Origin of the sequence: Neobacillus muris, assembly GCF_943193175.1 — a bacterium.
Classification (GTDB): domain Bacteria; phylum Bacillota; class Bacilli; order Bacillales; family Cytobacillaceae; genus Neobacillus; species Neobacillus muris.
The window spans coordinates 1-25936 of sequence record NZ_CALPDF010000047.1; the positions used below are offsets into that span (position 1 = coordinate 1).

29 protein-coding genes and 1 pseudogene are annotated in these 25936 nt (G+C 41.5%); 22 read left to right on the forward strand and 8 right to left on the reverse strand.

The window, feature by feature from the left end; translation table 11 throughout:
• Positions 1-100: 100 nt before the first annotated feature.
• The 3 genes from mtnN to NFS43_RS20915 all read left to right on the forward strand — a co-directional run bounded on the left by mtnN (position 101) and on the right by NFS43_RS20915 (position 1547).
• Complete coding sequence (gene mtnN / locus NFS43_RS20905) at positions 101-796, forward strand: 5'-methylthioadenosine/S-adenosylhomocysteine nucleosidase (protein WP_251554753.1); 696 nt, start codon at positions 101-103, stop codon at positions 794-796.
• A gap of 438 nt (positions 797-1234) precedes the next feature.
• The gene (locus NFS43_RS20910; RefSeq protein ID WP_251554754.1) at positions 1235-1375 is read left to right on the forward strand and encodes a YrzI family small protein; all 141 of its coding nucleotides are present in this window, start codon (positions 1235-1237) and stop codon (positions 1373-1375) included.
• Positions 1376-1406: 31 nt separating this feature from the next.
• Positions 1407-1547, forward strand: a complete 141-nt coding sequence (locus tag NFS43_RS20915; protein WP_251554755.1) for a YrzI family small protein — start codon at positions 1407-1409, stop codon at positions 1545-1547.
• A gap of 423 nt (positions 1548-1970) precedes the next feature.
• Here NFS43_RS20915 and NFS43_RS20920 read toward each other — a convergent pair whose 3' ends face one another.
• Both NFS43_RS20920 and NFS43_RS20925 read right to left on the reverse strand, forming a co-directional pair.
• On the reverse strand, positions 1971-3764 hold the full coding sequence (locus NFS43_RS20920) for a M3 family oligoendopeptidase (protein ID WP_251554757.1): 1794 nt from the start codon (positions 3762-3764) through the stop codon (positions 1971-1973).
• 119 nt (positions 3765-3883) lie between these two features.
• Positions 3884-4045, reverse strand: a complete 162-nt coding sequence (locus tag NFS43_RS20925; RefSeq protein WP_251554759.1) for a hypothetical protein — start codon at positions 4043-4045, stop codon at positions 3884-3886.
• Between the two features lie 177 nt (positions 4046-4222).
• Here NFS43_RS20925 and NFS43_RS20930 point away from each other — a divergent pair, with 177 nt between their 5' ends.
• On the forward strand, positions 4223-5191 hold the full coding sequence (locus NFS43_RS20930) for a F510_1955 family glycosylhydrolase (RefSeq protein ID WP_251554761.1): 969 nt from the start codon (positions 4223-4225) through the stop codon (positions 5189-5191).
• A 74-nt stretch (positions 5192-5265) separates the two neighbouring features.
• Here NFS43_RS20930 and sigK read toward each other — a convergent pair whose 3' ends face one another.
• Positions 5266-5982 (reverse strand): RNA polymerase sporulation sigma factor SigK, encoded by a 717-nt coding sequence (gene sigK / locus NFS43_RS20935; protein WP_251554763.1) that lies wholly within the window; start codon positions 5980-5982, stop codon positions 5266-5268.
• A 174-nt stretch (positions 5983-6156) separates the two neighbouring features.
• A complete protein-coding gene (gene pssA / locus NFS43_RS20940; RefSeq protein WP_251554765.1) occupies positions 6157-6696 on the reverse strand; it encodes a CDP-diacylglycerol--serine O-phosphatidyltransferase in 540 nt (179 codons plus the stop codon).
• A gap of 130 nt (positions 6697-6826) precedes the next feature.
• Here pssA and NFS43_RS20945 point away from each other — a divergent pair, with 130 nt between their 5' ends.
• Entirely contained in the window at positions 6827-7624 is a 798-nt protein-coding gene (locus NFS43_RS20945) for a phosphatidylserine decarboxylase (RefSeq protein WP_251554767.1), read from the forward strand.
• Positions 7625-7642: 18 nt separating this feature from the next.
• Here the strand turns inward: NFS43_RS20945 and sda are convergent, their stop codons facing one another.
• Positions 7643-7783 (reverse strand): sporulation histidine kinase inhibitor Sda, encoded by a 141-nt coding sequence (sda, locus tag NFS43_RS20950; RefSeq protein ID WP_277613988.1) that lies wholly within the window; start codon positions 7781-7783, stop codon positions 7643-7645.
• A 497-nt stretch (positions 7784-8280) separates the two neighbouring features.
• On the opposite strand from sda, the gene NFS43_RS20955 reads away from it, so the two are divergent.
• Genes NFS43_RS20955 through NFS43_RS20990 form a run of 8 tightly spaced genes read left to right on the forward strand, consistent with a single transcriptional unit; the run spans position 8281 to position 13305 of the window.
• On the forward strand, positions 8281-8796 hold the full coding sequence (locus NFS43_RS20955) for a YqeG family HAD IIIA-type phosphatase (protein ID WP_251554768.1): 516 nt from the start codon (positions 8281-8283) through the stop codon (positions 8794-8796).
• Between the two features lie 3 nt (positions 8797-8799).
• Positions 8800-9909, forward strand: coding sequence for a ribosome biogenesis GTPase YqeH (gene yqeH, locus NFS43_RS20960; protein WP_251554769.1), 1110 nt, complete (start codon positions 8800-8802; stop codon positions 9907-9909).
• Between the two features lie 28 nt (positions 9910-9937).
• Complete coding sequence (gene aroE, locus NFS43_RS20965; protein WP_251554770.1) at positions 9938-10777, forward strand: shikimate dehydrogenase; 840 nt, start codon at positions 9938-9940, stop codon at positions 10775-10777.
• Positions 10771-11061 (forward strand): ribosome assembly RNA-binding protein YhbY, encoded by a 291-nt coding sequence (gene yhbY, locus NFS43_RS20970; protein WP_251554771.1) that lies wholly within the window; start codon positions 10771-10773, stop codon positions 11059-11061. The genes aroE and yhbY overlap by 7 nt, the downstream gene beginning before the upstream one ends.
• A 17-nt stretch (positions 11062-11078) precedes the next feature.
• Entirely contained in the window at positions 11079-11648 is a 570-nt protein-coding gene (locus NFS43_RS20975; RefSeq protein WP_251554772.1) for a nicotinate-nucleotide adenylyltransferase, read from the forward strand.
• Entirely contained in the window at positions 11638-12216 is a 579-nt protein-coding gene (gene yqeK, locus NFS43_RS20980; protein WP_251554773.1) for a bis(5'-nucleosyl)-tetraphosphatase (symmetrical) YqeK, read from the forward strand. Before NFS43_RS20975 ends, yqeK begins: the two co-directional genes overlap by 11 nt.
• Positions 12209-12565, forward strand: a complete 357-nt coding sequence (rsfS, locus tag NFS43_RS20985) for a ribosome silencing factor (protein ID WP_251554775.1) — start codon at positions 12209-12211, stop codon at positions 12563-12565. Before yqeK ends, rsfS begins: the two co-directional genes overlap by 8 nt.
• The gene (locus NFS43_RS20990; protein WP_251554776.1) at positions 12562-13305 is read left to right on the forward strand and encodes a class I SAM-dependent DNA methyltransferase; all 744 of its coding nucleotides are present in this window, start codon (positions 12562-12564) and stop codon (positions 13303-13305) included. The genes rsfS and NFS43_RS20990 overlap by 4 nt, the downstream gene beginning before the upstream one ends.
• 66 nt (positions 13306-13371) lie before the next feature.
• Here NFS43_RS20990 and comER read toward each other — a convergent pair whose 3' ends face one another.
• Positions 13372-14196: a late competence protein ComER gene (comER, locus tag NFS43_RS20995; protein ID WP_251554777.1), complete on the reverse strand. Its 825-nt coding sequence runs from the start codon at positions 14194-14196 to the stop codon at positions 13372-13374.
• Between the two features lie 86 nt (positions 14197-14282).
• Between comER and NFS43_RS21000 the strand changes: the two genes are divergently transcribed.
• From NFS43_RS21000 to NFS43_RS21010, 3 genes and pseudogenes are all read left to right on the forward strand, one after another.
• Positions 14283-14936 (forward strand): helix-hairpin-helix domain-containing protein, encoded by a 654-nt coding sequence (locus NFS43_RS21000; protein ID WP_251554778.1) that lies wholly within the window; start codon positions 14283-14285, stop codon positions 14934-14936.
• A 69-nt stretch (positions 14937-15005) separates the two neighbouring features.
• A pseudogene (locus tag NFS43_RS21005) lies at positions 15006-15452 on the forward strand (ComE operon protein 2); the annotation flags it as partial.
• Positions 15453-15532: 80 nt separating this feature from the next.
• Positions 15533-17845: a DNA internalization-related competence protein ComEC/Rec2 gene (locus NFS43_RS21010; RefSeq protein ID WP_251554780.1), complete on the forward strand. Its 2313-nt coding sequence runs from the start codon at positions 15533-15535 to the stop codon at positions 17843-17845.
• A 72-nt stretch (positions 17846-17917) separates the two neighbouring features.
• Here the strand turns inward: NFS43_RS21010 and NFS43_RS21015 are convergent, their stop codons facing one another.
• Entirely contained in the window at positions 17918-18052 is a 135-nt protein-coding gene (locus NFS43_RS21015) for a YqzM family protein (RefSeq protein WP_042458588.1), read from the reverse strand.
• A gap of 306 nt (positions 18053-18358) precedes the next feature.
• Between NFS43_RS21015 and holA the strand changes: the two genes are divergently transcribed.
• On the forward strand, positions 18359-19372 hold the full coding sequence (gene holA, locus NFS43_RS21020; protein ID WP_251554781.1) for a DNA polymerase III subunit delta: 1014 nt from the start codon (positions 18359-18361) through the stop codon (positions 19370-19372).
• Positions 19373-19520: 148 nt separating this feature from the next.
• Here holA and rpsT read toward each other — a convergent pair whose 3' ends face one another.
• A complete protein-coding gene (gene rpsT, locus NFS43_RS21025) occupies positions 19521-19781 on the reverse strand; it encodes a 30S ribosomal protein S20 (protein WP_251554783.1) in 261 nt (86 codons plus the stop codon).
• Between the two features lie 199 nt (positions 19782-19980).
• Between rpsT and gpr the strand changes: the two genes are divergently transcribed.
• The 5 genes from gpr to hemW all read left to right on the forward strand — a co-directional run bounded on the left by gpr (position 19981) and on the right by hemW (position 25917).
• Entirely contained in the window at positions 19981-21099 is a 1119-nt protein-coding gene (gpr, locus tag NFS43_RS21030; RefSeq protein ID WP_251554784.1) for a GPR endopeptidase, read from the forward strand.
• 123 nt (positions 21100-21222) lie between these two features.
• On the forward strand, positions 21223-22419 hold the full coding sequence (locus NFS43_RS21035; RefSeq protein ID WP_251554786.1) for a stage II sporulation protein P: 1197 nt from the start codon (positions 21223-21225) through the stop codon (positions 22417-22419).
• A gap of 21 nt (positions 22420-22440) precedes the next feature.
• On the forward strand, positions 22441-22761 hold the full coding sequence (locus NFS43_RS21040) for a DUF3679 domain-containing protein (protein WP_338150624.1): 321 nt from the start codon (positions 22441-22443) through the stop codon (positions 22759-22761).
• A 102-nt stretch (positions 22762-22863) separates the two neighbouring features.
• Positions 22864-24699: a translation elongation factor 4 gene (lepA, locus tag NFS43_RS21045; RefSeq protein ID WP_251554788.1), complete on the forward strand. Its 1836-nt coding sequence runs from the start codon at positions 22864-22866 to the stop codon at positions 24697-24699.
• A 78-nt stretch (positions 24700-24777) separates the two neighbouring features.
• Entirely contained in the window at positions 24778-25917 is a 1140-nt protein-coding gene (gene hemW / locus NFS43_RS21050; protein WP_251554789.1) for a radical SAM family heme chaperone HemW, read from the forward strand.
• The last annotated feature ends 19 nt before the right edge of the window (positions 25918-25936 follow it).

The window sequence follows — 25936 nt, forward strand, 5'->3', positions numbered from 1 at the left end:
GTGACAATTTTTTTGCTTATAAAGCCCTCTATCAAGGTATTTTATAGCCTATTTTAAATAAAAGTTTTTACAATACGCAATTAGTGAAAGAGGTTAAAATATGAAAATTGCCATAATCGGCGCTATGGAAGAAGAAGTCACTTTATTAAAAGAAAATATGGAAAATAAAACCGAAGAAACCATTGCAGGCTGTGAATTTACGTTTGGCAGCATGCATGGGGCGGATGTCATCTTGCTTCGGTCAGGGATTGGAAAAGTCAATGCGGCTATGTCTACGACCATTTTGTTGGAGAAATATAAGCCGGATTGCATCATCAATACCGGCTCAGCAGGCGGTTTAAATCCTGACCTAAATGTCGGGGATGTTGTTTTCTCTACCGAGGTGCGGCATCATGACGTGGATGTGACAGCATTTGGATATGAATATGGCCAGGTTCCTCAGCTGCCAGCTGCGTTTCAGGCAGATGAAAAATTAGTAAAAACTGCTGAAGCTGCAGCAAAGGATCTTGATACATTTAAGATTGTAAAAGGGTTAATTGTGTCTGGTGATTCTTTCATAGAGGATCCAAAGCGGGCGGAATTTATCCGGGGCAAATTTGGGGATTTGCAGGCCGTGGAAATGGAAGCAGCCGCCATTGCCCAAGTTGCACATCAGTTTGGGGTCCCATTTGTCATCATCCGTTCCCTGTCAGACATTGCAGGCAAGCAATCGGAAATTTCCTTTGATCAATTTATTGATCAGGCGGCAGCGAACTCAGCAACACTAGTCATGAAAATGGCAGCCGCTCTGAAATAGTTTAGACAAGATTTATCCTAATAAGTGCCCGCAACTGGGTGCTTATTTTTTTTCGAAATGGCACCCAATTTTCATTATTTTATAAAACATTCAAAAAAAGGTTTACAAAGATGGAAATGATGGATATAATTACCGTAGAAACTAATAAATTCCAAAGGAGGTCGAAGAAAATGACTGCTATTACACCCAAAGTTAAAACGGCATATTTGAATAATACTCATTCGACCAGATTGGAATGGATTAATTAACTCTTCATCACCATACATATCCATGCCGCAGGGAGAATGATGCCCTGCGGTTTTTTATGCAAAAAAAAGCGATCACCGCCGCAGGGACTATCTTCCTGCGGCCTTTTTTTGCCCATTTTTCTCGCACATTGGATATGTTTGGAATAAAGTGATGATGTTGCTGCCAATAAGCATAAGGAGGTGAAAGGACATGACGCTGCACATCTTATTTTTTACGATTACAATCAAAAAACACAAAATGACTCGTGAAGAAGCTGATCACAGGGAAACCGTGGGCAGCTTGTATGAAAAACACAAGGACCGCCAGATCTCCATGTATCATTTGATATAAATCTGGGGCTTAACAAAGGAAGTGAAATGGCATGACCCTGCATATTTTATTTTTAACCATTACGATTTCTAAACGTAAAGTATCCGCTGCAGAAGCTCAGCATCAACAAATGGTTGAGAGCTTGTATGAACAAAACAAAGACCGGCAAATTGCCATGTATCGCATGATGTAAATAAAAAATCAATAAAAGAAGGGTGGTTTTAATTATGATATTTTTAATGCAAGGACGGGGAGCAAGCTTATGGGGTATGAAAGATACCACCTAGTCAAGGAACAAATAGGAGGGATCAGGATGCCATTGCATATCTTGTTATGGACCGTTTTTCTAAAACGGAAGAAAAAAGATTAATAGCCTGCCATCATTATCCGCAGTGGCGGTTTGTTAACAAAACGTTCACATTTCCCGAAGATAGATACTGTGAAAATATGATAAATTCAAATTAGAAAATGAGCAGAATTTTTCTAAGGGGTGGAGAGAATGTTTATGATGGTGATGGCCTTCGTTATTACAGGAGCAATTGGCTGTGTCATTTCCGCAGAACTTAGTGCAGAATTATAAAAAGAAAGCATCGGCTTTATGGGCCGATGCTTTTGCTTATTTCGTCAATGCTAAAAACTCATCAATGTCATCGAGGCAGATACGGACAGCTTTTTCCCAGAAATCTTTGTGGGTGAGGTCCACCTGGAGATGCTTCATCGCAAGATCCTCAACCGTCATCGAAGCGGTATCGCGAAGCAAGGCCATATATTTTTCTTCATAGCCCTTGCCTTCCACCAATGCTTGTGCATAGATCCCGAGTGAGAATAGATATCCGAATGTATAAGGGAAGTTATAGAACGGCACATCGGTTATGAAAAAGTGCAGTTTAGATGCCCAGAATAATGGATGATAGTCTTCCAAACTGTCAGCATAGGCTTCTTTTTGAGCCTGCAGCATTAACTCATTTAATCGTTCTGCTTCCACCGGGCCGTGCTTTCTTTCTTCATAGAAGCGGGTTTCAAAAAGAAAACGGGCATGGATATTCATTAACAGAGCGACCGTTCTCTGAATTTTATCATCGAGAAGCACCAGCTTTTCTTCCGCATCCTTGGCATTCTTAACCGAGGCATCAGAGACAATCATTTCGGCAAAGGTCGAAGCGGTCTCAGCTACATTCATTGCATAATTGCGGTTTAAGAAATGGACCTCTTTCATCGCATAAGAGTGAAAGCCGTGACCCAATTCGTGCGCCAATGTGGAGACATTGGATGGAGTGCCGGAGTAGGTCATAAAGATCCTTGATTGGCCACTTTCAGGAAAATAGGTACAGAATCCCCCAGGAGCTTTTCCAGGCCGATCCTCTCCTTCAATCCACCGGTTTTCAAACGCATTTTTGGCGAAGGCAGCCAGATTTTCGCCGAACAAGGCGAAATTTTGTTCAATAAATTCGGCACCTTGTTGATAGGATACTTTGGTTTCCGTTTTGCCGATTGGCGCATCCAGGTCGTACCAGCTTAATTTTTCTAGACCAAGAAGCTTGGCTTTCCGTTCTAAATAGCTGGCAAGCTTCTGCTTGTTTTCAGTAATTACGGTCCACATGGTTTCCAGTGTTTTCTTTTCCATTCGGCTGATGTTAAGCGGTTCTTTTAATACATCCTCCCAGCCTCTCTTTTTATAGACACTTAAACGAAAACCAGCCAGGTGGTTGAGGGTTTTCGCCAGCAGGTCAGCTTGTTCGCCCCAGGCGTTTTCCCAGCTCTCAAATACTACTTTTCTCGTATTGCGGTCAGGATGGGAGAATTTATTGTGGGCCTGACCCACGGAAAGCTGCTTTTCTTCCCCGTTTTCCGTAACGGCAACTTTAATATTGCTGACGATTAAATCATACAATTGTCCCCAGCTGTGATAGCCATCAACTCCGAGTGAGCTGATTAAAGCTTCCTCTTCCTTTGAAAGTTTTTCCTTTGCCCGCATGCGGCGCTCCTGTAAAACAAAAGCGAGTTCATTTAGCGGCTCAACTGCCAGCAGCTTCTGCCATACTGCATCATCTAACGAGACCAGCAGGCTGTCGAAGCCTCCTAATGCCGTCTGGAAGGAGGCGCTTAAGCTTGTCACCTTTGAATCAAGGGTATAGGCTTGTTTATCGGCGGTATTTTGGGCAATTAAGCAGCTTGTAAATGCCCCAGCCTGACGGAGTTTTTTCGCAATGGTTACAAAGTCATCGAGCAGCTGTTGGAGATATGGACCATCCTCCATGGTGCTGCTTGGCTCCCAGACTGTAACCTTTGAGTGAAATTGAGAAATTAATTCTTCGGTATGCTGCAGGTGATGATGAAATTCAGGTGATTGGCCCCCGCCATTAAAAAATACATCGAGATTCCATGTGTCTGAATATGTACTAGCTGTCATCTTCGGTACCCCCTTTTTAACGTTACTGCTCCATTATAGGGGTTATTTTTGAATAATTCTATGATTTGAAAGTTTTCTATTAAAAAGGCTTGTGCGATTTGCACAAGCTGTAAATCCAATTAATAAAAGAAACTATACCAATACCAGGCTCCGAAAATGAACAGAAGAATAAATAAGATAATTAATACTGCAAACCAGATCCCGCCGCCGGCGGAGGGGGCAGGTGCTGGATATGGATAATAGGGAGCCGGGTAACCATAAGGAGCGTATCCAAAAGGCATTTCATTTCCCCCTTTTCCATTTGCTATATGGTATGTTATTTTTCTTCTTAATGAATGGGCATGTGTCTTCTTCCTGGGATGAAACATTTGACATTCTCATCTGCACTGGGGTATAAGTGGATGGATGAATGCTTCATTTCAGGTAGTTTAGGAATATAATATTTGGGAGGACATAACGTGAAAAAACAAAGTAAAGCTGTCTTCTTTGCTTTTTTAATCGGACTCGTTTTGATTTCCTCAGGCTGTTCAGGCGACCGCATCAAATCAAAAACTGAGGCTGGGAAGGAAACCATAGATAAAAAGTTTGAAATCGTTAAAGCGAAATCCATCCATATCAGCAGGATTTATGGAATTGGATATCCTGGCAATGATCAAGCCTTATATGTTGCGGCGGATAAAGGGATCAAAATGTACCAGCAGGGAAGCTGGACAGAGACAACAGCCAATCAACATCAATATATGGGATTTCAATCCATTGATAACGGATTTATCGCAAGCGGGCACCCGCAAAAAGGAACCGGCTTGAAGGATCCGCTCGGGATTGTTTTTAGCGATGACAAAGGCAAAACCTTAGAAAAGCTATCATTCTATGGCAATGGCAATTTTAACTTCATGGGAGCAGGTTATCAAAATGACAGTATTTATCTGATTAGTGACCAGGAAAAACAGGGGCTTGCTTTAGGGGTGAATTATTCGACCAATAACGGAGTGTCCTGGAAACAAAGTCAATTGGCCGGCTTTGAGGCTGATTCATTTGGCATGCTGGCTGTTCATCCGCAGAATGGAAACATTGTGGCAATGTCCACTAGGACGGGCATTTACTACTCCTTGGATAATGGAAATGCGATGAGGTTGATAACAGATCCCGTGATGGTGACAGCATTGACGTTCAGCGGGGATTCCATATTGTATTCGAGTGTTGAAAATGAAAAGATCTTGTTAAAGACGGTAAACCCAGAAACAGGGGAGCAAACGGAACTAACCATTCCATACTTGGATTACGATAATCCGATTACTTATGTGACCGTTAATCCTCAAAATGCCGATCAGCTCGCCTTCTCAACGTATAAAAATGATTTATATGAAACTACTGATGGCGGCAAAACATGGGTCATCTTACTAAAGGATGGGAAAAATCAGGAGTAGGCAAAAAAAGCCATGGTCAGGGACGGAGACCGAATCACTGGCCATGGCGCTAAAATTTTCCTGCTTTTAAGAGGTTAGTTTCTTTTCTTTTTTTCTTTTTCGGCACGATAAAACTCATGAAACATTTTCATTAATGCCCGTTTTTCAATCCTTGAAACATAGCTCCGGGAAATTCCTAATTCTTTGGCAATCTCACGCTGTGTTTTTTCTTTTTGCAAATCGAGGCCAAAGCGGCCGATGATGACTTCTTTCTCGCGATTATCAAGGACTTCAATATACTTTTTAATCTTTTCAAGCTCCATATTCAACTGGATTGTATCAATGACATCTTCCGATTCCGATTTCAAAACATCAATCAGGGATATTTCGTTTCCTTCCTTATCTTGGCCAATAGGATCATGCAGCGAAACGTCTTTTTTGGTCTTCTTCAGTGCTCGAAGATGCATAAGAATTTCATTTTCAATACAACGGGCGGCATAAGTAGCAAGTTTTGTTCCTTTTCCCTCGGAATAACTCTCAATCGCTTTTATTAACCCTATCGTTCCAATGGAGATTAGATCCTCTGAGTCTTCACCCGTGTTTTCAAACTTTTTGACAATATGCGCAACAAGCCGTAAATTGTGCTCAATTAACATGTTTCTCGCATGAGAATCCCCTTCTGCCATCAATCGCAAATACTTTCTCTCATCTGCGGCGGATAGGGGTTGGGGAAAGGCATTGTTTTTTACATAAGAAACAAGAAATAAAAATTCCTTCACTAAATATCCAAGAGCCGTCAAGATTCCAGACATCCACATCCACCCCGCATCAGTTTTGGACTTTAGCCTATTATTAATTCCTATGAAGAAAACGGGTAATTGTGTCTGTCCAGATAATTTTATTTAAAATTGGTTCAAATATCTTAAAAAGACCTGCCTGGCGTACGCCATTGGCAGGTCTTTTAGTCATTTCATAAGGAATAAATGCTATACTTTTTTTAGTTTAAAGGTACTGACCATTAAAAAGGAGAGAATGATCATAATAAATAAGAACATATAGGCTGGAAGATAAGGAATGGCCAGAAAACTAAGTGTAGCGATACAGCCAGCGGCTGTGATGGGCAGTCCGGTAAAGTATCCATTGCTTTCTGTAATGTTAAATCGTGCTAAACGGAAAGCACCGCACCCTATATAGAAAACGGCAAAAAAGGAACCAGGTCCGCCAAATTCATGCAAGATTCCTTGATATAACAATAGTGCTGGTGCCACCCCAAATGATATAATATCACTCATGGAATCTAATTGTTTGCCTAGGTCAGACTCAATATTGAATTTTCGGGCAGCCATCCCATCAAATCTGTCTGCCAAGGCTGCAATAAAAATGAGCAGCAAGCTGAGCCGGAGATTTCCATGAACGCCGAACATAATGGCAAATCCTCCTAAAGACAAATTCAACAAAGTGATGACATTAGCTGTTTGGGATTTTAGCTTTTTAATGGTTTGGTCAAGGACGTTTAGAAAAAACATTTCTCGGCACCACTCCTTTTTTACTATAAAAGGGAAAATTAATCAGCGAAGTTACTTTATAATATTTTATTCTAAGTCTTTTATGTCTGTACGTAAAGAGTATTTTTACACTTTTTGGGGGTTTTGCGGTATGCTTCAGATGTTATACAGGGTATTAATTGAACTGACTAATGGCAGGTGGTCATCAGCCATTTTAAAGAGATTTTCCAGGTCGGGGATAAGCCGGTACATTGTGCCATCCTTTGCAAAGGCTTATCATTTAAATCAATCGGAAATGGAACGGGAACTAAAGGCGTATCGGTCGCTTCATGAATTATTTGTGCGAACACTAAAAAAAGGCACAAGGCCAATTGACAAAAGTACAGATTCGGTTGTCAGCCCGGTAGATGCAGTGGTGGAAGAGGTTGGGACCATTGGTGAAACGAGCGAGATTAAGGTTAAAGGGAAAATTTATTCGATTGAAGAAATGCTGGGGGATCAGGAGAGTCTACATAAATATTTAAATGGCGCCTATATCATTCTTTATTTAAGTCCCAGCCATTATCATCGGATCCATAGCCCTGTGGATGGAACGGTAACGAAGCAGTGGATGATGGGCTCAAAGTCTTACCCCGTGAATAAATGGGGGTTAAAATATGGGGTTCGGACTTTGGCGAAAAACTACCGTGTTATTACGGAAGTAAAGACACTTTTCGGACATGTTGCCATCGTAAAGGTCGGGGCAATGTTTGTCAATTCGATAGAAACTACACATCAGGGATCCACATTGACAAAGGGCGGAGAGATTGCCTACTTTAGTTTTGGATCGACGGTTGTCTTATTGTTTGAAAAAGGTGTTTTTCAAATGGACCCAAGTATCCATACGCCAAAGGATATTAAAATGGGTGAAAAGCTCGGAACTTTCACCGATAAAAAGAAAAGCCCTTAAAGGGCTCAGGATCAAACATTATGATGACTTTCTTATTTTATGGATAAGGGAGCGGCGCCGAATTTCTGATTCAATAAGGCTAATGAATTCCGGGCTCAGGTTTAACTCTCTGGCTTTGAAATAGGATTCAATGAGCAATTCATCTGACAGTTTCCGCATGTCAGGATCCACCTCCAGTTTTTAAAATAAAACGTTCTAAAGTTTTTAAAGCTGTCATAAACTAGTAGGTTCAGTTGGTGTAACCTAAATCTACCAAATTTATTCCTGTAGAACAATCGTTCTATTTATCCACAGAATCCCGTGGATAAGTTGTGGTTAACTTGTTTATAAATGATATAAATCTGAATGATTCAATGGGTATAATGTTAATAACTTTATCCACAACATTTGAAAAAGTAGAAGTTTGTCGAAAAGTTTTTTGTTGTTTTACGAAAATCGCCATATTTTTAGAAAAAATACCTTCCTTCTTCATTTGTTTTTTTATCATTTGACATGATTAGAAGAACAATGAAAAAATCTTTAATGGCGGAGCCCGCTTATTCTTTGAAACGGCCAAAAAAAACGGGTATGATGATACAATGAATGGAAGTGGCCAGTTTATAAGAAAATATGGATAATTTCCTGATACTATTTAGATTCGATGAGGTGTACGCTTAGTGTTAAAACAATTTTTACCGAATGAACATGTAAAGAGTGTTCTGGATATAAAGCCTGAATATTTAAAACAAAAAGGCGTAAAAGGGATTATAACGGATTTGGATAATACCTTGGTTGAATGGGACCGTCCCAGCGCTACTCCCGCATTGATTAATTGGTTTGATGAAATGAAACAGAATAACATTCTTGTCACAATCGTTTCTAACAATAATGAGGAGCGGGTAAAATTGTTTGCCGATCCACTGCAAATTCCCTTTATTTTTCGCGCAAGAAAACCATTGGGGCCTGCATTTAAGCGGGCATTGAACCAAATGGGGATTCAAAAAGAGGAAGCGGTGGTCATCGGGGACCAATTATTAACAGATGTTCTCGGCGGCAACCGCAGCGGTTTTCACACTATTCTTGTCGTTCCGGTTGCACAGACGGATGGGCTGGCAACGAAATTTAACCGTTTTGTTGAACGGAGAATATTGAATTGGTTTCGAAAAAAAGGGATGCTTCAATGGGAGGATTAATCAGTGAATGAATTAGAACATTTTTGCACCGGATGCGGGATTAAGGTACAAACCGAGGATCCTGAAAAAATCGGCTATGCCCCTGCTTCCGCCTTAGAAAAGGAAACGGTCATCTGCCAAAGATGCTTTCGGTTAAAGCACTATAATGAAGTTCAGGACGTCAGTTTGACGGATGATGATTTTTTAAAAATATTAAATGGCATCAGCAAAACCGATGCATTGATTGTCATGGTCGTTGATATTTTTGACTTTAACGGAAGCTGGCTTCCTGGATTGCACCGATTCGCGGGCAAGAACAAGGTGCTTCTTGTTGGCAATAAGGTCGATCTGCTGCCTAGGTCCGTAAAACATAACAAATTGATTCAATGGATGAAAGCTCAAGCAAAGGAACTGGGCTTGCGTCCAGAGGAGGTTTTTCTTGTCAGTGCAGCTAAGGGCTGGTTTATCAAGGAAGCTGCTGCTGCCATTGATGAATATCGCAATGGCAAGGATGTCTATGTGGTAGGCTGTACCAATGTGGGAAAATCAACGTTTATTAACCGAATTATTAAGGAAGTAACCGGGGAGGATGATTTGATAACCACTTCACATTTCCCAGGAACCACATTGGATATCATTAAAATTCCGCTTGATGACGGAAAAGCGTTAATGGATACACCGGGCATCATTAATCATCATCAAATGGCTCACTTTGTTGACAAACGGGATTTGAAAATAATCACACCTAAAAAGGAAATTAAGCCAAAAATATTCCAATTAAATGAAGGCCAGACCTTATTTTTTGGAGGCTTGGCACGGTTTGACTATGTCAGCGGCGGCGGCAAACAGCCGTTCGTTTGTTATCTATCAAACGAATTGAACATCCATCGTACCAAAACAGAAAATGCGGATGACCTTTATGAAAAGCATGCCGGTGAAATGCTGACACCGCCCCGAGGAAACCAATTGGAAAGTTTTCCAGAGCTAGTTAAGCAGGAGTTTATGATCAAAGAAGCAAAGACCGATATTGTTTTTTCCGGACTAGGCTGGGTAACCGTTAATGATCCGGGTACCAAAGTCAGTGCTTATGTTCCGAAAGGTGTCCAAACATTAATTCGAAAATCTTTAATCTAAAGGCCAGTTTAGGGTGAGGAGATCAGGTATGAAAAGATTATTTGCGGTAATCGGGGATCCCATTGGCCACTCCATGTCTCCTGTGATGCACAATGACTTATTTGCATTTTACCAAATAGATGCTTATTACCTTCCATTTCAAGTAAAACCGGACGACTTGGAGGCAGCAGTCAAGGGCTTGAGGGCTTTAGGGGCAGGAGGCTTTAATGTGACAGTCCCTCATAAACAAAGGATTATTCCCTATTTAGATGAAGTGGATGAGCTAGCGCAGGCAATTGGGGCGGTCAATACGGTTGTTAGTGACGGCGGTAAATTAATAGGTTACAATACGGATGGCCCCGGCTTTTTAACCGGGCTGGCTTCGTGCCTTCCAACGGTGAAAGGAAAGAAGATTTTAATCATTGGAGCTGGAGGGGCGGCAAGGGCCATTTATTTTACTTTAGCAAAGGAACAGCCGCTTGCTATTGATATAGCCAACCGAAGCGTGGATAAGGCTGGGAGCTTGATTGAAGACTGCCCATATATTGCGGACTCAAATGCTTATTCTTTGGGCGAAGCAGACACACTAATACATGAATATGATTTAATTGTTCAAACAACTTCCATCGGTATGGCCCCTAAAATTGCCGAGCAGCCATTAAACGTAACGGCCTTGAAGGCTGGGGCCGCTGTATGTGATATTATCTACAATCCGCTTGAAACGAAATTCTTGCATCAGGCCAAAACAAATGGAGCGGCCATTCAAAATGGAATCGACATGTTCGTTTTTCAGGGGGCACTTGCCTTTGAAAAATGGGTGAACATTATGCCCGATGTGGACAGAATGCGGGAAAATGTATTGAAACAGCTAGGAGGAGCGTCATGTTAACAGGAAAGCAAAAACGTTTTTTACGTTCAAAAGCCCATCACTTAGATCCAATTTTCCAAGTTGGAAAAGGCGGGGTAAATGAAAATATGGTTAGACAAATCGGAGATGCGCTTGAAGCAAGAGAATTATTGAAGGTGAGTGTTTTACAGAATTGCGAGGATGATAAGACCGATGTTGCTCATCAGCTTGCTGAAGGTGCTGATGCTGAGCTTGTCCAAATAATCGGCAATACCATTGTCCTATACAAAGAATCTAAAGAAAATAAACAAATTGTTCTTCCTTAAAGGTGCTGGAGGGTGGCATGATGAAAGTTGGCATATTGGGCGGCACCTTTGACCCGCCCCATAACGGACATCTTTTAATCGCAAATGAGGTTCTTCATGCCTTAGAGCTGGATGAAGTTTGGTTCATGCCTAACAGGGAGCCTCCTCATAAAGTTAAGTCAGGAACCGTTACCAATGAAGACCGTCTGCAGATGTTGGAGCTGGCCATCCAAGATAATCACGCTTTTCAAATTCAACCAATTGAGCTTGAAAGGCCGGGCCGTTCTTATACGGTGGATACGATGAAATTAATTAATTCGCGTTATACGGATCATCAATTTTATTTTATTATTGGGGCGGACATGATTGAGTATTTGCCAAAATGGCATAAAATTGATGAACTGGTCCAACTGGTGCAATTTGTCGGGGTTGAACGCCCTTCTTATAGTCACCAAACCATGTATCCTGTTTTATATGTGGATGTTCCGGCTATGGAGGTTTCATCCAGCATGATTAGAGACAGATTGGAAAATGGGCGGACGGTCCGGTATTTACTGCCGGATTCGGTTATTCAGTACATAGAGGAGAATCACTTATATGGAACGTGAAACAGCTTTAAATTTTGTAAAGCCGCAGTTAACGGAACACCGTTATGAGCATACTCTCGGTGTAATGGAAACCGCCATTTCTTTGGCTAAAAAGTATGGAGGCCATGAAAAAAAAGCAGAAATAGCCGCTATTTTTCATGACTATGCCAAGTTCCGTCCTAAAGAGGAAATGAAGCAGATAATTATCGAGCAAAATTTTCCCCAGGATTTATTGGACTTTAATGCGGAATTATGGCACGCTCCAGTCGGCGCTTATTTGACCAAAAAAGAAGCGGGAATCACAGATGAGGAAATTTTAAACGCTATTCGATATCATACCTCAGGACGCCCGGGAATGACGCTGCTTGAAAAAATTGTTTATTTGGCGGATTATATTGAACCAGGACGGCAGTTTCCTGGTGTCGAAGAAGTTAGGCAAATGGCGGCGGAAAATTTAGATCAAGCACTGATAAAAGCCGTTCAAAATACGATTATGTTTTTAATGAAAAAGAATCAGCAAGTTTATCCAGAAACGTTTCATACGTATAATGATTTAATAAGACAGTGGAAGGATGGATTGAATGGATAATCAGGAATTACTGAAAATTGCCGTCAAAGCGGCTGACGATAAACGGGCAGAAGATATTTTGGCATTAAATATGAAAGGAATTTCCTTAGTGGCAGATTATTTTATTATTTGCCATGGTAATTCTGATAAGCAGGTCCAGGCCATTGCTAGAGAAATTAAAGAGAAGGCCTTGGAAAATGGATATGATGTGAAGAGAATGGAAGGGTTTGATGAGGCAGGCTGGGTGCTGATTGATTTAGGTGATGTCGTGGCTCACGTCTTCCATCGGGATCAAAGAACGTACTATAATCTGGAGCGCTTATGGGGTGATGCGCCAAAAGTGGATGTGCTCAGTGAGTTAAATTCATGAGCTACGAACAGTTTGCTTTCCTTTATGATGAATTGATGAAAGAGGCCCCTTACGATGAATGGGTTCGGTTTACAAAAGAAAAACTGGATCAATACCACGTAAACGGCGTCCGGATGCTGGATCTGGCGTGCGGAACAGGGGAGCTTTCCATTCGGTTTGCCAAACAAGGATTTCAGGTCACGGGTGTGGATTTATCCAATGAAATGCTAGCAGTGGCCCAAACGAAAGCAGAACAGGAAAATGTGAAAATTCCCTTGTTTCAGCAAAACATGGCTGAATTAGAAGGGCCAGGAACTTTTGATGTGGCTGGCATATTTTGCGATTCGTTAAATTATCTTGAATCGGAGCAAGAGGTGCAGGATACGTTTAAGCATGTATATGGTCACTTGGAGCCTGGGGGTTTGTTTATTTTTGATGTTCATTCCCTCTATAAAATGACGGATATCTTTATGGACCAAACCTTTGCCTGGGCCGATGAAGCCATTTCATATATATGGAATAGCTTCCCTGGTGATGGTCCTTATAGTGTAGAGCATGAGCTTAGCTTTTTTGTATTGGATGAAGCAACTGGCAAATATGACCGGTATGATGAACTGCACAAGCAGCGGACGTTTTCGCCGGAACAATATCGCACGTGGTTAGAGCAGGCTGGTTTTGCATTATTGGAAATCAATGCTGATTTTGAGCACACAGCCCCGCAGCCTGAATCCGAGAGGATATTCTTTATTGCACAAAAATAAGTAAAGCCATCGAAAAATGATGGCTTTTTTTTTAATCCCTGCAGGATTTATAAAAAAATCGTCGAATTATTGTTTTGTAACCTGTAATTCTACTTGTTCGAGATCCTCTTTAAATTTGCTATGGGTGGCTTGAAACAAATGCTCAAACATCTCTCCCAGCTCATTTTCAAGCACCTTAATTCCTTCTCCCGTAATGCCGCCTTTTACACTAACTTTAGCCTGTAGTGACGGCAAAGTATAGTGCTTCTGTTTTAATAATTCTCCTAATCCGACAATCATTTCACTCGTAAGAACCGTCGCTGTCTTTTCGTCAATTTCTGTTTCTTTTACGGCCGCTTTTATAAAGGCTTGAAGCAAATAGCTGAAGAAGGCAGGGCCGCAGCTAACAATATCGGAGGATACTCGGGTAATGTTCTCGTCAATTAATACAGGAACAGAAATCTTTTTCATTAATTGGTCTATGGCCATCTTCCAATTCTCTTGGCAATGGTCTCCGTAACTAATTAACGAAACTCCTGCTAATGCCCGATTGGTAATGCTTGGGATAATCCGGGCGACTGAACAAGATACCTTGTTCTCGATTTGATTGGTGCTGATTGGGCTTGTGATGGACACGAGACATTTGTTTTCTGACAGAAAGGGGTGCACTACATCAATAATTTTGAAAACGTCCAATGGCTTTACGCAAATAATCAGCAAATCGGATTGTGCTGCTACTTCTGCCGAATTAGCCCCAACCCTCAGCTTCGGATATATATTTTTAAGCTCCATGGCTTTGGCAATCGTTCTGTTGGTGATTATCATCGAGGAAGGGGATACTGCTTTTCCATCGAGTAAAGCCTCCACCAAAATTCTCCCCATATTACCGGTCCCAATTATTCCTATTTTCATTGTTTCCGACCCTCCTTCTCTCCGAGTTCTTTAATAACCATATGAAGACTGATAGGAAAATATACCTTTTGAAAGGATGAATTCCATTGAAAGACTGGCTGATGGAACATAAGGTTTATGTGATTATTTTTCTTTTTATTGCCGCTATCGGCGGATATTATTTTGTACAGCAAGAAAATCAGGAGACGATAGCGAGTCCCCCAAGTTCTATTGAAAATATGAAAGAAAAGGAGGAAGTATCTGAGGAAGCGGTTAAAAAACAGGAGGAGACGGTGCAGCAGCCTGAATGGTTGATGGTTGATGTTAAGGGGCAGATCAATCAGCCTGGTGTCTATACAGCTAAAGCTGGCGACCGTGTCATGGATGTGATTAACCTTGCTGGGGGATTTACCGAGCTTGCCGATCAAAGCCAGGTCAACTTGGCACAGCATGTCCAGGATGAGATGGTTATTTATATTCCCGCAATGGGCGAGGCGGGGACTGGTGCAGCCGTTGCTGCGGCATCAGGAGGGGGCACTGCAGCTGGAGGAGAATCACAAAACAAAGGCAAGATTAATATAAACAAAGCTGACGCAAGTGAATTAGAAAATCTCCCGGGGATTGGCCCCTCAAAAGCAGCGGCCATCATCGAATATCGTGAAACAAGCGGTCCCTTTAACACTCCTGAGGATTTAAAAAATATCAGCGGGATAGGAGACAAAACCTTTGAAAAGTTAAAAGATCTGGTAGCGGTTCAATAATTCTTTTCATTGACCTCATAGACAAGCAGGATTACACTTAAAAAAAAGTATAGGAGAGTGGAGACGACTGTGACTCGAATTTCATGGGATCAATATTTTATGGCACAAAGCCATTTGCTGGCTTTAAGAAGCACTTGTACCCGCTTAACTGTGGGAGCGACCATTGTTAGAGATAAGCGAATTATTGCCGGAGGCTATAATGGGTCCATTGCTGGTGGAGACCATTGTATCGATAAGGGCTGTTATGTGATCGACCATCATTGTGTACGGACGATTCATGCTGAAATGAATGCCTTGCTCCAGTGTGCCAAGTTTGGTGTTCCAACAGAAAACGCCGAAATTTATGTAACCCATTTTCCATGTCTGCAATGCTGTAAGGCCATTATTCAGGCAGGAATTAAGACGGTTTATTATGCTAAGGATTATAAAAATCATCCTTATGCCATCGAACTGTTTAACCAAGCGGATGTCAAGGTTGAAAAAGTAGAATTAATGGAGAAAGTCATTGACTTTAGAGAAATTCAAGCTTAAATGGTTCTGGGGGCGCCGGTCCTTGCCGGCGCTGCTTTACTTAAATCTCAAATGGAGATAAACCAATGAATGGAAAATATATTTATTTTGCGGCCGCTGGACTTTTAGGTGTATTATGTACTCTAATTCAGTTTATTCCTTTTCTCTTGTTATTAGTATGTTATTTATTTTGCTTATTTAAATACAAACGGTGGAAGATACAGCAGTTAATTCTCCTCTCTGCCCTGATTCTCATCTTCATGGGAAGCGGACATATGGCCGACAGAAAAAATCATTCGGTTATTCCTGATTCCACATCCACATTTGTCCTCGAATATATCCAAGCCCCGCAAATTGACGGCGACCTTTTGCAAGTTCAGGCGAGAGAACTCCGCTATAATGAAAAAGTGCTTGTCCGGTATAAAATCCAATCTAAACAAGAACAAGACAGCCTAAGAGGCCAGTCATTTTATATGGTGAAATGCCAGGTATCAGGAATGATGGAAAAACCAAGTATAGCCAAAAATCCCAATAGTTTCAACTACCAGAAATATTTGGCTTCCAAAGAAATCTTTTGGATCATCGAATTGAATGACACTCCTTTCCATTCTTGTACCCATGTAAGGCTAACCCCGCTCACAATGCTAAAACAATTCCGCTACAATGGCATCCGTTATCTTGAAACTCATTTTCCAAACGAAATCGCCTCGCTCTCGTCGGCTCTCATATACGGCGACCGCAGTTTATTCGACCCTGAAGTCATTGATAATTATCAAGTGACAGGTCTTGTCCATTTGCTGGCCATTTCTGGACTTCATGTTTCCCTGCTTACAGGCGCTATGTTTTTTATAGGGATTCGGTTCGGATTGACAAGACAGTTCATGATGAATTTCCTTCTAATGGTTCTTCCGATCTATTCAGTTATCACTGGTGCATCCCCTTCGGTCAACCGCTCTGTACTTATGATTTGCTTGGTCATTTTGGCGGGAAAATCGAAACAAAAACTAACCACACTGGATGCCATCAGCCTGGCATTTATGATGTATTTGTTTATTCAGCCTTTAATCATTTTCGATATTGGTTTTCAATTGTCCTTCTTGGTCAGTTTTGCCATCATTTTATCTGCACAGCAAATCCTGAGGGCTGGCCAAGACAATGGATTGCAAATGATAAAAGTTTCGTTTGTTTCCCAATTGTCCGCATTGCCATGCCTGCTTTATCATTTTTTTGAAATGCCGCTCATTGGGATTTTAACTAATTTGATTTATATTCCTCTGTTTTCCTTCATTTATCTGCCAATTAGTTATCTGCTTTTGATCATTCAAATCGTTTTTGGAAAAACTCCTGAATGGTTTACTCGAATGTTTATCCAGTTGATTCATGCAGCAGACGATTTGCTGCAATTTTTAGGGAATGTCTCCATAGCAGCATTTACTCCGGGAAGGCCGCCTCTAATTCTCCTGATTGTTTATATTGCTTTAATCACGGCGATTTTTTATCATTGGGAAAAGAATAGGAATAAAAAACGCCTCATTCTCATGTTGTGCATCCTGTTTACCTTCCAATTTAGCTGCAATTGGTTAAATGTCTATGGTGAGATAACGTTGATTGATGTAGGGCAGGGAGACAGCATATTGATCCATTTGCCGCATGGAAGAGGAGACTATCTGATTGATACAGGAGGCACGATTACGTATGGAGGAGAGGAATGGAAACAGAAACGAAAACCGTTTGAAGTGGGCAGGGATCTGGTGGTGCCATTATTAAAAAGCAAAGGAATCACGACGATAGATAAACTGATTTTAACGCATGGAGATATGGACCATATCGGTGGGGCACTTTCTGTCATAAAAGAACTTCATGTAAAAGAAATATTAATGCCTGCTGTAGCGCAATCTTCTGAAACAGAACTCGCCATTATAAGGGAGGCGGAGAAACGAAAGATCCCTGTAATCAGGGTCTCAGAGGGAAACCATTGGACAAGCGGTTCGGCCGCATTCACAATTTTGTGGCCAGAAGAAAATTTTAACGGGGATGAAAATAGCGGTTCGATTGCGATTTTTGCTCAAGTTGGCGGGCTCGATTGGTTTACTGCTGGCGATCTCGACCAAGAAGGGGAGAAAAGGATCCTTCAAAAATATCCCCGCATCGATGTGGACGTTTTAAAAGCAGGACATCACGGCAGCAAAACATCGAGCTCTGATGAGTTTATTAAAAGAATTACACCGGCAATCGCTCTTATTTCAGCCGGAGAAGACAATCGATACGGCCATCCGCATCAGGAGGTTATTGACAGATTAACGGAAGCGGGAACGACGATCTACCGCACCGACCAGCAGGGTGCTGTTACCTATCGTTTTTATCGGAGCTCAGGAACCTTTTTGCCATATTTGCCATAGGATAAAGCAGAAATATAAAAAAGACTGCTCTCACAATCGGCAGTCTCTTTTGTATCACTATGTAACTTGTATTTAAGAACCAATTAACTTGATGACAGTTGCAATAATAAACATGGTTGCAAAAAATCCAAATGACACGATAAATCCAACCCCAGAATCAATTGCGTCGTTACGTTTGCTTTGCACATTTTTTTCAAATTCGTTCACAGTCTGTCCCCCCTATATCATTTATAGTATAAAATATTCAGCAAAAAAAATCCAGTTTGTGTTCACATAGGCTTTCCTATCCTGTCAAGTGTTGTCAAAATAGTTTGTATTGCTTGGGGCTATAATAACTGTACCCAAGGAATCCCGCCAGCGATGGCAGTTTATTGCTGCTGTTACTGGCGTTCACATAGATCGGGAATTGGCGCTAAAGCAGACAAAAGCTGTCAATTCCCTTTTACTACTTGTCAAATTGTCCAAGCTTCATTACGATAAGATAGAGTGAAATGAAGGGGAGCGCTGGACAAAATGGCAATTGAATTATGGAAAAAAATTAAACGGGAAGAATTGGCTCCTATTTATTTATTATACGGAACAGAAGCATATTTAATCCATGAAACCAAACAGTTACTGCTTAATCAACTTTTATCGGAAGATGAGCGGGATTTTAACTTTTCTGCCTATGATTTGGAAGAAACGCCTGTTGAGCTTGCCATTGAGGATGCTGAAACGTTTCCCTTTTTTGGGGACAGGAAGGTTATCTTTTTACATAACCCAGTTTTCTTGACTGCTGAGAAAACAAAGGGAAAAGCGGAACATAATTTATCAAGATTGGAAGCTTATCTGAGTAAACCAGCACCGTTTACCGTCATGGTGATATCCGCTCCATATGAGAAGCTGGATGAACGGAAAAAGCTTACAAAAGAATTGAAACGGCATGGAGAGGTTTTCGAGGCGAAAAAATTATCAGAGCCTGAGTTAAAGAATTGGATACAGGATGCTGCGAAAGCAAGGGGAAAGGTTTTTGAACCAGATGCGATTGAACAGCTGCTCGCACTTGTGGGGACCAATATGTTTTTAATAGCAAGTGAAGTGGAAAAGCTTTCGTTATATGCTGCTGAAGAAACAAAGATTGATCGGAGTCTAGTGGAAAAATTGGCGGCCAGGTCGCTGGAACAAAATATTTTCACTTTGATTGAAAAAGTGGTTCAGCGCAAGCTCGATGAAGCCTTGCGGATTTATTATGATTTATTAAAGCAAAATGAAGAGTCAATCAAAATATTGGCACTGCTTGCGGGACAGTTCAGGCTGATTTATCAAGTAAAGGAACTATCAAGACGAGGCTATGGACAGCAGCAAATAGCAGGGCTTATAAAAACGCATCCTTTTCGTGTCAAGCTTGCGCTTGGACAGGCAGGCAGGTTTACGGATGAAGAACTGGCTAATTTAATGGATTTATTGGCAGAAGCGGATTATCAAATGAAGACCGGAGGAGCCAATAAGTCTTTGTTGATTGAAATGTTGTTATTCAAGCTGCAGTAAAGAAAACTCGTCGATTGGAGAACCTTTAGGCTGTGACAGAGGGCTGGCTGCACTTATTCCGGATCGGAAAGTTTAATGCTTTCCGATCGGCAAATAAAAAAACGATTCCTGTTAAGGAATCGTTTTTTTATGATTTCAAGCTCTATTATTATAGGCTGTTTACTTTTTTAGTTAGGCGGGCTTTTTGGCGTGCAGCCGCATTTTTGTGGATAAGACCTTTTGCAGCAGCTTTGTCCAATTTGCTTGCAGCAGCAACTAAAGCTTCTTTAGCAGCAGCAGCATCGTTAACTGTAACAGCAGCTTCTACTTTTTTCACTGCAGTACGCATTGCAGATTTCGCCATTGTATTTTGAGCATTACGAGCTTCGCTTGTTTTTACACGCTTAATAGCAGATTTAATGTTAGGCATTACTTTCACCTCCTACAAAGAATCGAGACTATATGAACTCGACTGTACATTCATTACATCATACGCAACAAATGATATTTTATCAAACAGGGAACTAGATTGCAATGGAATTCATCATTTTCACCTGCATGTTTTTTTAGATTCAGGGCAAAAATAGGAAATAGTTTCTCATGTTAGGAAAATTTTAGGGGGGTTCATCATGAAGGAATCCATTGACTTGAGCCAATACTCAGTCAGAACCGATTTAGCTATTGAAGCAAGTGAGATGGTGTTGGCAAAGCAATCGGTTGAACAAGGGCAAAATCTTTCGCAAATTGAAGGAGTCATTATTAAAGAAAAGGATGTTGACGATATAAAAATATCGTTAGTGGAAGTGACCAAACAGGGAGAGGAGCAATTAGGAAAAAAAGCGGGGCGGTATTTGACCCTCGAGGTTCAAGGAATCCGCGAACAGAATACCGAGACCCAGCAAAAGGTGGAAGAAATTTTCGCGCACGAATTCGCGCATTTTTTAGAAAGCGCAGGAGTGAAGAAAACCGACTCTTGTCTAGTTGTAGGTTTGGGAAACTGGAATGTGACGCCGGATGCTTTGGGCCCGATGGTTTGTGAAAACCTGCTCATTACACGGCACCTGTTTCAGCTGCAGCCAGAAAACGTAGAAGACGGCTATCGTCCAGTAAGTGCACTGGCACCTGGTGTCATGGGACTGACAGGTATTGAGACGAGTGATATTATTTTTGGAATTGTTGAGAAAACTAAGCCGGATTTTGTCATTGCCATTGATGCCTTAGCATCACGTTCAATCCAGCGGGTAAATTCAACGATTCAAATTTCTGATACGGGCATCCATCCGGGATCAGGTGTTGGGAATAAACGGAAGGAATTAAGCAAAGAGACTTTAGGTGTGCCAGTCATTGCCATTGGTGTCCCTACTGTTGTAGATGCCGTTTCCATTACCAGCGATACGATTGATTTTATCCTCAAACATTTTGGCAGAGAAATGCGGGAAGGCAGCCGCCCTTCTAGAGCGTTGGCGCCAGCAGGCTTGAGTTTTGGCGAGCGCAAGGTGCTGACGGATGAGGACTTGCCGGAGGAACAGCATCGAAAAACGTTTTTAGGAATGATCGGGACATTGCCTGAAGATGAAAAACGCAAATTGATCTATGAAGTTTTGTCCCCGCTTGGCCATAATTTGATGGTAACGCCAAAGGAAGTGGATGTTTTTATTGAGGATATGGCCAACTTAATTGCCAATGGATTGAACGCCTCTCTTCACAGCTCTGTTAACCAGGATAATACAGGATATTATACAAGATAGTGTTGGATAGGAATGATTTTGGAATTCTACTATTTCATCATCATTCCTATTTTTCGAGTATTGGTTCTATCAATTCTAGTAATGGCATAAGAATTACTAGAATCTTTTATTAGGGGTGGAACCATGAAATCTAAGGCGTCCGGTACGTTTATTATGGTGCAGGGGACGAGTGTATTAAAAATGGCTGCAGCATTCTTTCTATTTATCCTTTTGATCTTTTCGATAAGCGGGGCCTTAACTTCATTAAAACCGCAGTTTAAATTGACATCGTCTTCGGTTAATCAGGCGGCAGCCCATGTGAATGGGGAACTGCTCTATCAATTAATGGGGTGGGAAAATCATCATTTTTTAAAGGTTAAGAGGGATGTTGCCGTACCAAAGTGGACCAATGTCATTTTTAGCCTTACCAGCAATATTGATTTAGACGACCCTCGCAGTTTATTAGGCAGAGAACTGCCGGGCTTTTATCAATTCGATGGACAGATTCTCGTAGCGGGAGAGGGTACGGATTATACGAATATGCCAATGGAATCCTCGCCGCCGGTTGAAATCATGAAGGCGGAGCGGGAAGCGGCATTGCAGAACTTAGAAGGAATCGAAAATTCGGAGAACGCAGACCCGCAGCAATCACCCGGCCAGACAACAGGCAGCCGAAAAGTGGTGTATCTTTATTTTACTCATAACCGTGAATCGTATTTGCCCTATTTGCAAGGTGTCACGAACCCTGATTTAGCCTACCATTCGCAAATTAATGTCACCAAAATCGGGGACCACCTCAAAGCGGGCTTGGAACAAAAAGGAATTGGAACAGAAATTGATAAAACGGATATTATGGGAAATTTAACGAAAAAGGGCTTAACGATGCCTAGTGCGTATAAGGAATCCGGCACTGTCGTCCAAGCAGCCATGACATCCAATCGGGATTTATCCTATCTTATTGATATTCATCGTGATTCGCAGCGAAAAGATAAAACTACTGTTACCATAAATGGGCAGCCCTATGCGAAACTGGCCTTTATCATTGGGGGCAAAAATCCTAACTATGAAAAAAATGCAAAATTGGCTTATGACTTGAACCAGCTTCTTCAGGAAAAATATAAAGGTTTAAGCAGAGGCGTTTTTGTGAAAAATGAACCTGGAAGCAACAGCGTTTATAATCAAAACTTATCCGGAAATGCCATATTAATTGAATTTGGCGGAGTCGATAATACGTTTGAAGAGTTAAACCGCTCGGCGGATGCACTGGCTGATGTCTTCAGTGAATATTATTGGCAGGCAGAAAGTGTTAACGGCAATGTCAATCAATCATCCAATCCATAAAAGGGGGCATGAAGCGTGAAGATGTTTATGGCAAAAAGCCTGGCTATTATCGCCCTGATGTTTATTTCCGTATTAACCGGAATGGAATTAGCCAACAACGGAATCCATAAAATAAAGGGATATGATGACCCGAACTTTCAAAGTGCTGTTGCCATCAAGGAATCGGAACAGAATCTTAATGCAACCTTCTTAGGAAATGAGATTTCGAGCCATGATCTTGAGGCCAAAAAGAAAAAGCTCGAGGAAATGAGTGCCTATAACTTTTTTTCCTCAATGGGAAAGAAATTGTCAGACGGGTTAACAGGGGCGTCAGAAAAGTTAATTAAGAAAGTAACAGAGTGAAAAGCGGCTTCAGCCGCTTTTCGTGTTTTCATTGAATCTTGTATTTCCTGCTGATATAATCAAGAATAGTTTACGTGTGTGAAGATAGTAGGAGTGAACGACATGAATAGAGATGAAAGATTGAAGCGGCAGTCGAAAATAAGGAACTTTTCGATTATTGCCCATATAGACCATGGTAAATCCACTTTGGCAGACCGGATTTTAGAAAAAACAAATGCATTATCTTCGCGTGAAATGAAGGACCAGCTGCTCGATTCAATGGACCTTGAAAGAGAACGCGGAATTACGATCAAATTAAATGCTGTCGAATTGCAATATAAAGCGAAAGACGGTGAAGTATATACTTTTCATTTGATTGATACGCCAGGACACGTCGATTTTACTTACGAGGTATCCCGCAGCCTTGCTGCCTGTGAGGGTGCGATATTAGTGGTTGACGCTGCCCAAGGGATTGAGGCGCAGACTTTGGCCAACGTTTATTTGGCACTTGATAATGATTTGGAAATCCTGCCAGTCATTAACAAGATTGACCTGCCTAGTGCTGATCCGGAACGGGTTCGGAATGAAATCGAAGAGGTCATTGGCTTAGATGCATCAGAAGCGGTGCTGGCTTCTGCTAAAGCAGGAATCGGAATAGAAGAAATTCTCGAGCAGATAGTCGAGAAAGTCCCGGCGCCTGCGGGCAATCCGGAAGGCCCCTTAAAGGCATTGATTTTTGACTCGCTTTATGACGCCTATCGCGGTGTCGTGGCTTATATTCGTGTCGTAGAAGGAACGGTTAAGGTCGGCGACAAAATTAAGATGATGGCAACAGGGGCAGAATTCGAAGTCAATGAAGTGGGAGTTTTTACTCCAAAAGCTGTGCTTCGTGATGAGCTATCTGTCGGCGATGTTGGATTTTTAACCGCATCCATTAAAAATGTCGGGGATACCCGTGTTGGGGATACGATCACCAATGCCAAGAATGGGGCGACTGAGCCGCTTCCGGGCTACCGTAAATTAAACCCAATGGTTTATTGTGGTTTGTATCCTATTGATACAGCTAAATTCAATGATCTTCGTGAAGCATTGGAAAAATTGCAATTAAACGATTCCGCCCTGCAATTTGAACCTGAGACTTCACAGGCTCTTGGCTTTGGTTTCCGGTGCGGATTTTTGGGATTGCTGCACATGGAAATCATTCAGGAACGGATTGAACGGGAATTTAAGATTGATTTAATTACAACCGCACCTAGTGTTATTTATCAAGTTCATATGACAGACGGAACGCTGCTGAGTGTCGATAACCCATCCGACATGCCGGAGCCTGTTAAAATTGACCGTGTAGAAGAGCCCTACGTAAAGGCAACCATGATGGCGCCGAATGACTATGTCGGTGCCATTATGGAGCTTTGCCAGCTAAAGCGCGGCATTTTTATCGATATGCAGTACCAGGGGGAAAATCGTGTCAGCATTGTCTATGAAATCCCTTTGGCTGAAATTGTCTATGACTTCTTTGACCAGCTTAAGTCAAGCACGAGAGGATACGCATCATTTGATTATGAGCTGATTGGTTATAAGCCATCAAGCTTAGTGAAAATGGATATTCTATTAAATGCAGAAAAAGTCGATGCGCTTAGCTTTATCGTTCACAAAGATTTTGCTTATGAGCGCGGGAAAGTTATCGTAGAAAAATTAAAAGAATTAATTCCGCGCCAGCAATTTGAGGTGCCTGTCCAGGCTGCTATTGGTCAAAAAATCGTGGCCCGCTCGACCATTAAAGCGATGCGCAAAAACGTATTGGCTAAATGTTACGGGGGGGATATTTCCCGTAAACGCAAATTGTTAGAAAAACAAAAAGAGGGTAAAAAGCGGATGAAACAGGTCGGCTCTGTCGAGGTGCCGCAGGAAGCGTTTATGGCTGTATTAAGAATGGATGACAACAATACGAAGAAGTAAATGCAGCGGGAGGTAAGGAACAGCCTAAACAAGGCCAGTCCTGCCTCCTTTTGTTACTGAGAAAAGAAGGTGTAATACATGGTGAAAGCAGCATACCTGCATATCCCATTTTGTGAACATATTTGCCACTATTGTGATTTTAATAAGGTATTTCTTAAGGGCCAGCCTGTAGATGATTATTTGGCAGCGATGAAGCAGGAGATTGAGCTGGCATTAAAGATGGATCCTGTGGAAAAATTGGATACGATTTTTGTTGGCGGCGGGACACCGACTTCCTTAAATGAGCGGCAATTAGCTCGATTTTGTGGAATCATCCGTCAACATTTTCCGGCAGGCCCGAATCTTGAATTCACATTTGAAGCAAATCCGGGAGATTTATCACAGGAAAAATTGCAAATATTAAAAGATGCCGGCGTAAATCGGATCAGTTTAGGGGTACAGACTTTTAATGATGAACTTCTCAAGAAAATCGGCCGGGTCCACCGTGCCAAGGATGTTTTTCGAACCATTGAAATCGCCAAAAAAACGGGATTTGACAATATTAGCGTTGATCTCATCTTTAGTCTTCCAACACAAACCATTGCTGATTTTAAAGACTCTTTAGAAAAGGCTTTTTCATTAGAGATTCCCCATTTTTCAGCGTATTCTTTGATTATCGAACCAAAAACAGTATTTTACAATCTAATGCGAAAAGGCCAGCTTCAGACCCCTGGTGAGGATATCGAAGCCCAAATGTATGAATTAGTAATGGAAGAAATGGAAAAGCACGGTTTCCATCAATATGAAATTAGTAATTTTTCAAGGCCGGGTTTCGAGAGCCGCCATAATGTAACGTATTGGAATAATGAATATTATTATGGATTTGGGGCTGGTGCCCATGGTTATGTGAATGGTTATAGGCGCTCCAATATCGGACCGGTAAACAAGTATATTGAGACGGTCAAACAAGGCAGCCTCCCGATTTTGGAAGAACACCAAGTTACCCGTGCAGAGCAAATGGAGGAAGAAATGTTTCTTGGGCTGCGCAAAACCAAAGGTATCTCTATTAGCCGCTTTCAGGAGAAATTTTCGGAGAATCCGCTGCAGTTATTTCATAACGAGATAGATGAATTAATCAGAAAACAATGGATAGAAGTAAATGAGGATAATATATATTTAACTAAAACGGGGCGGCTGTTGGGAAATGAAGTATTTCAGGCTTTTATCGGAACAATTTAAACAATGGGTTCCGGGGGAG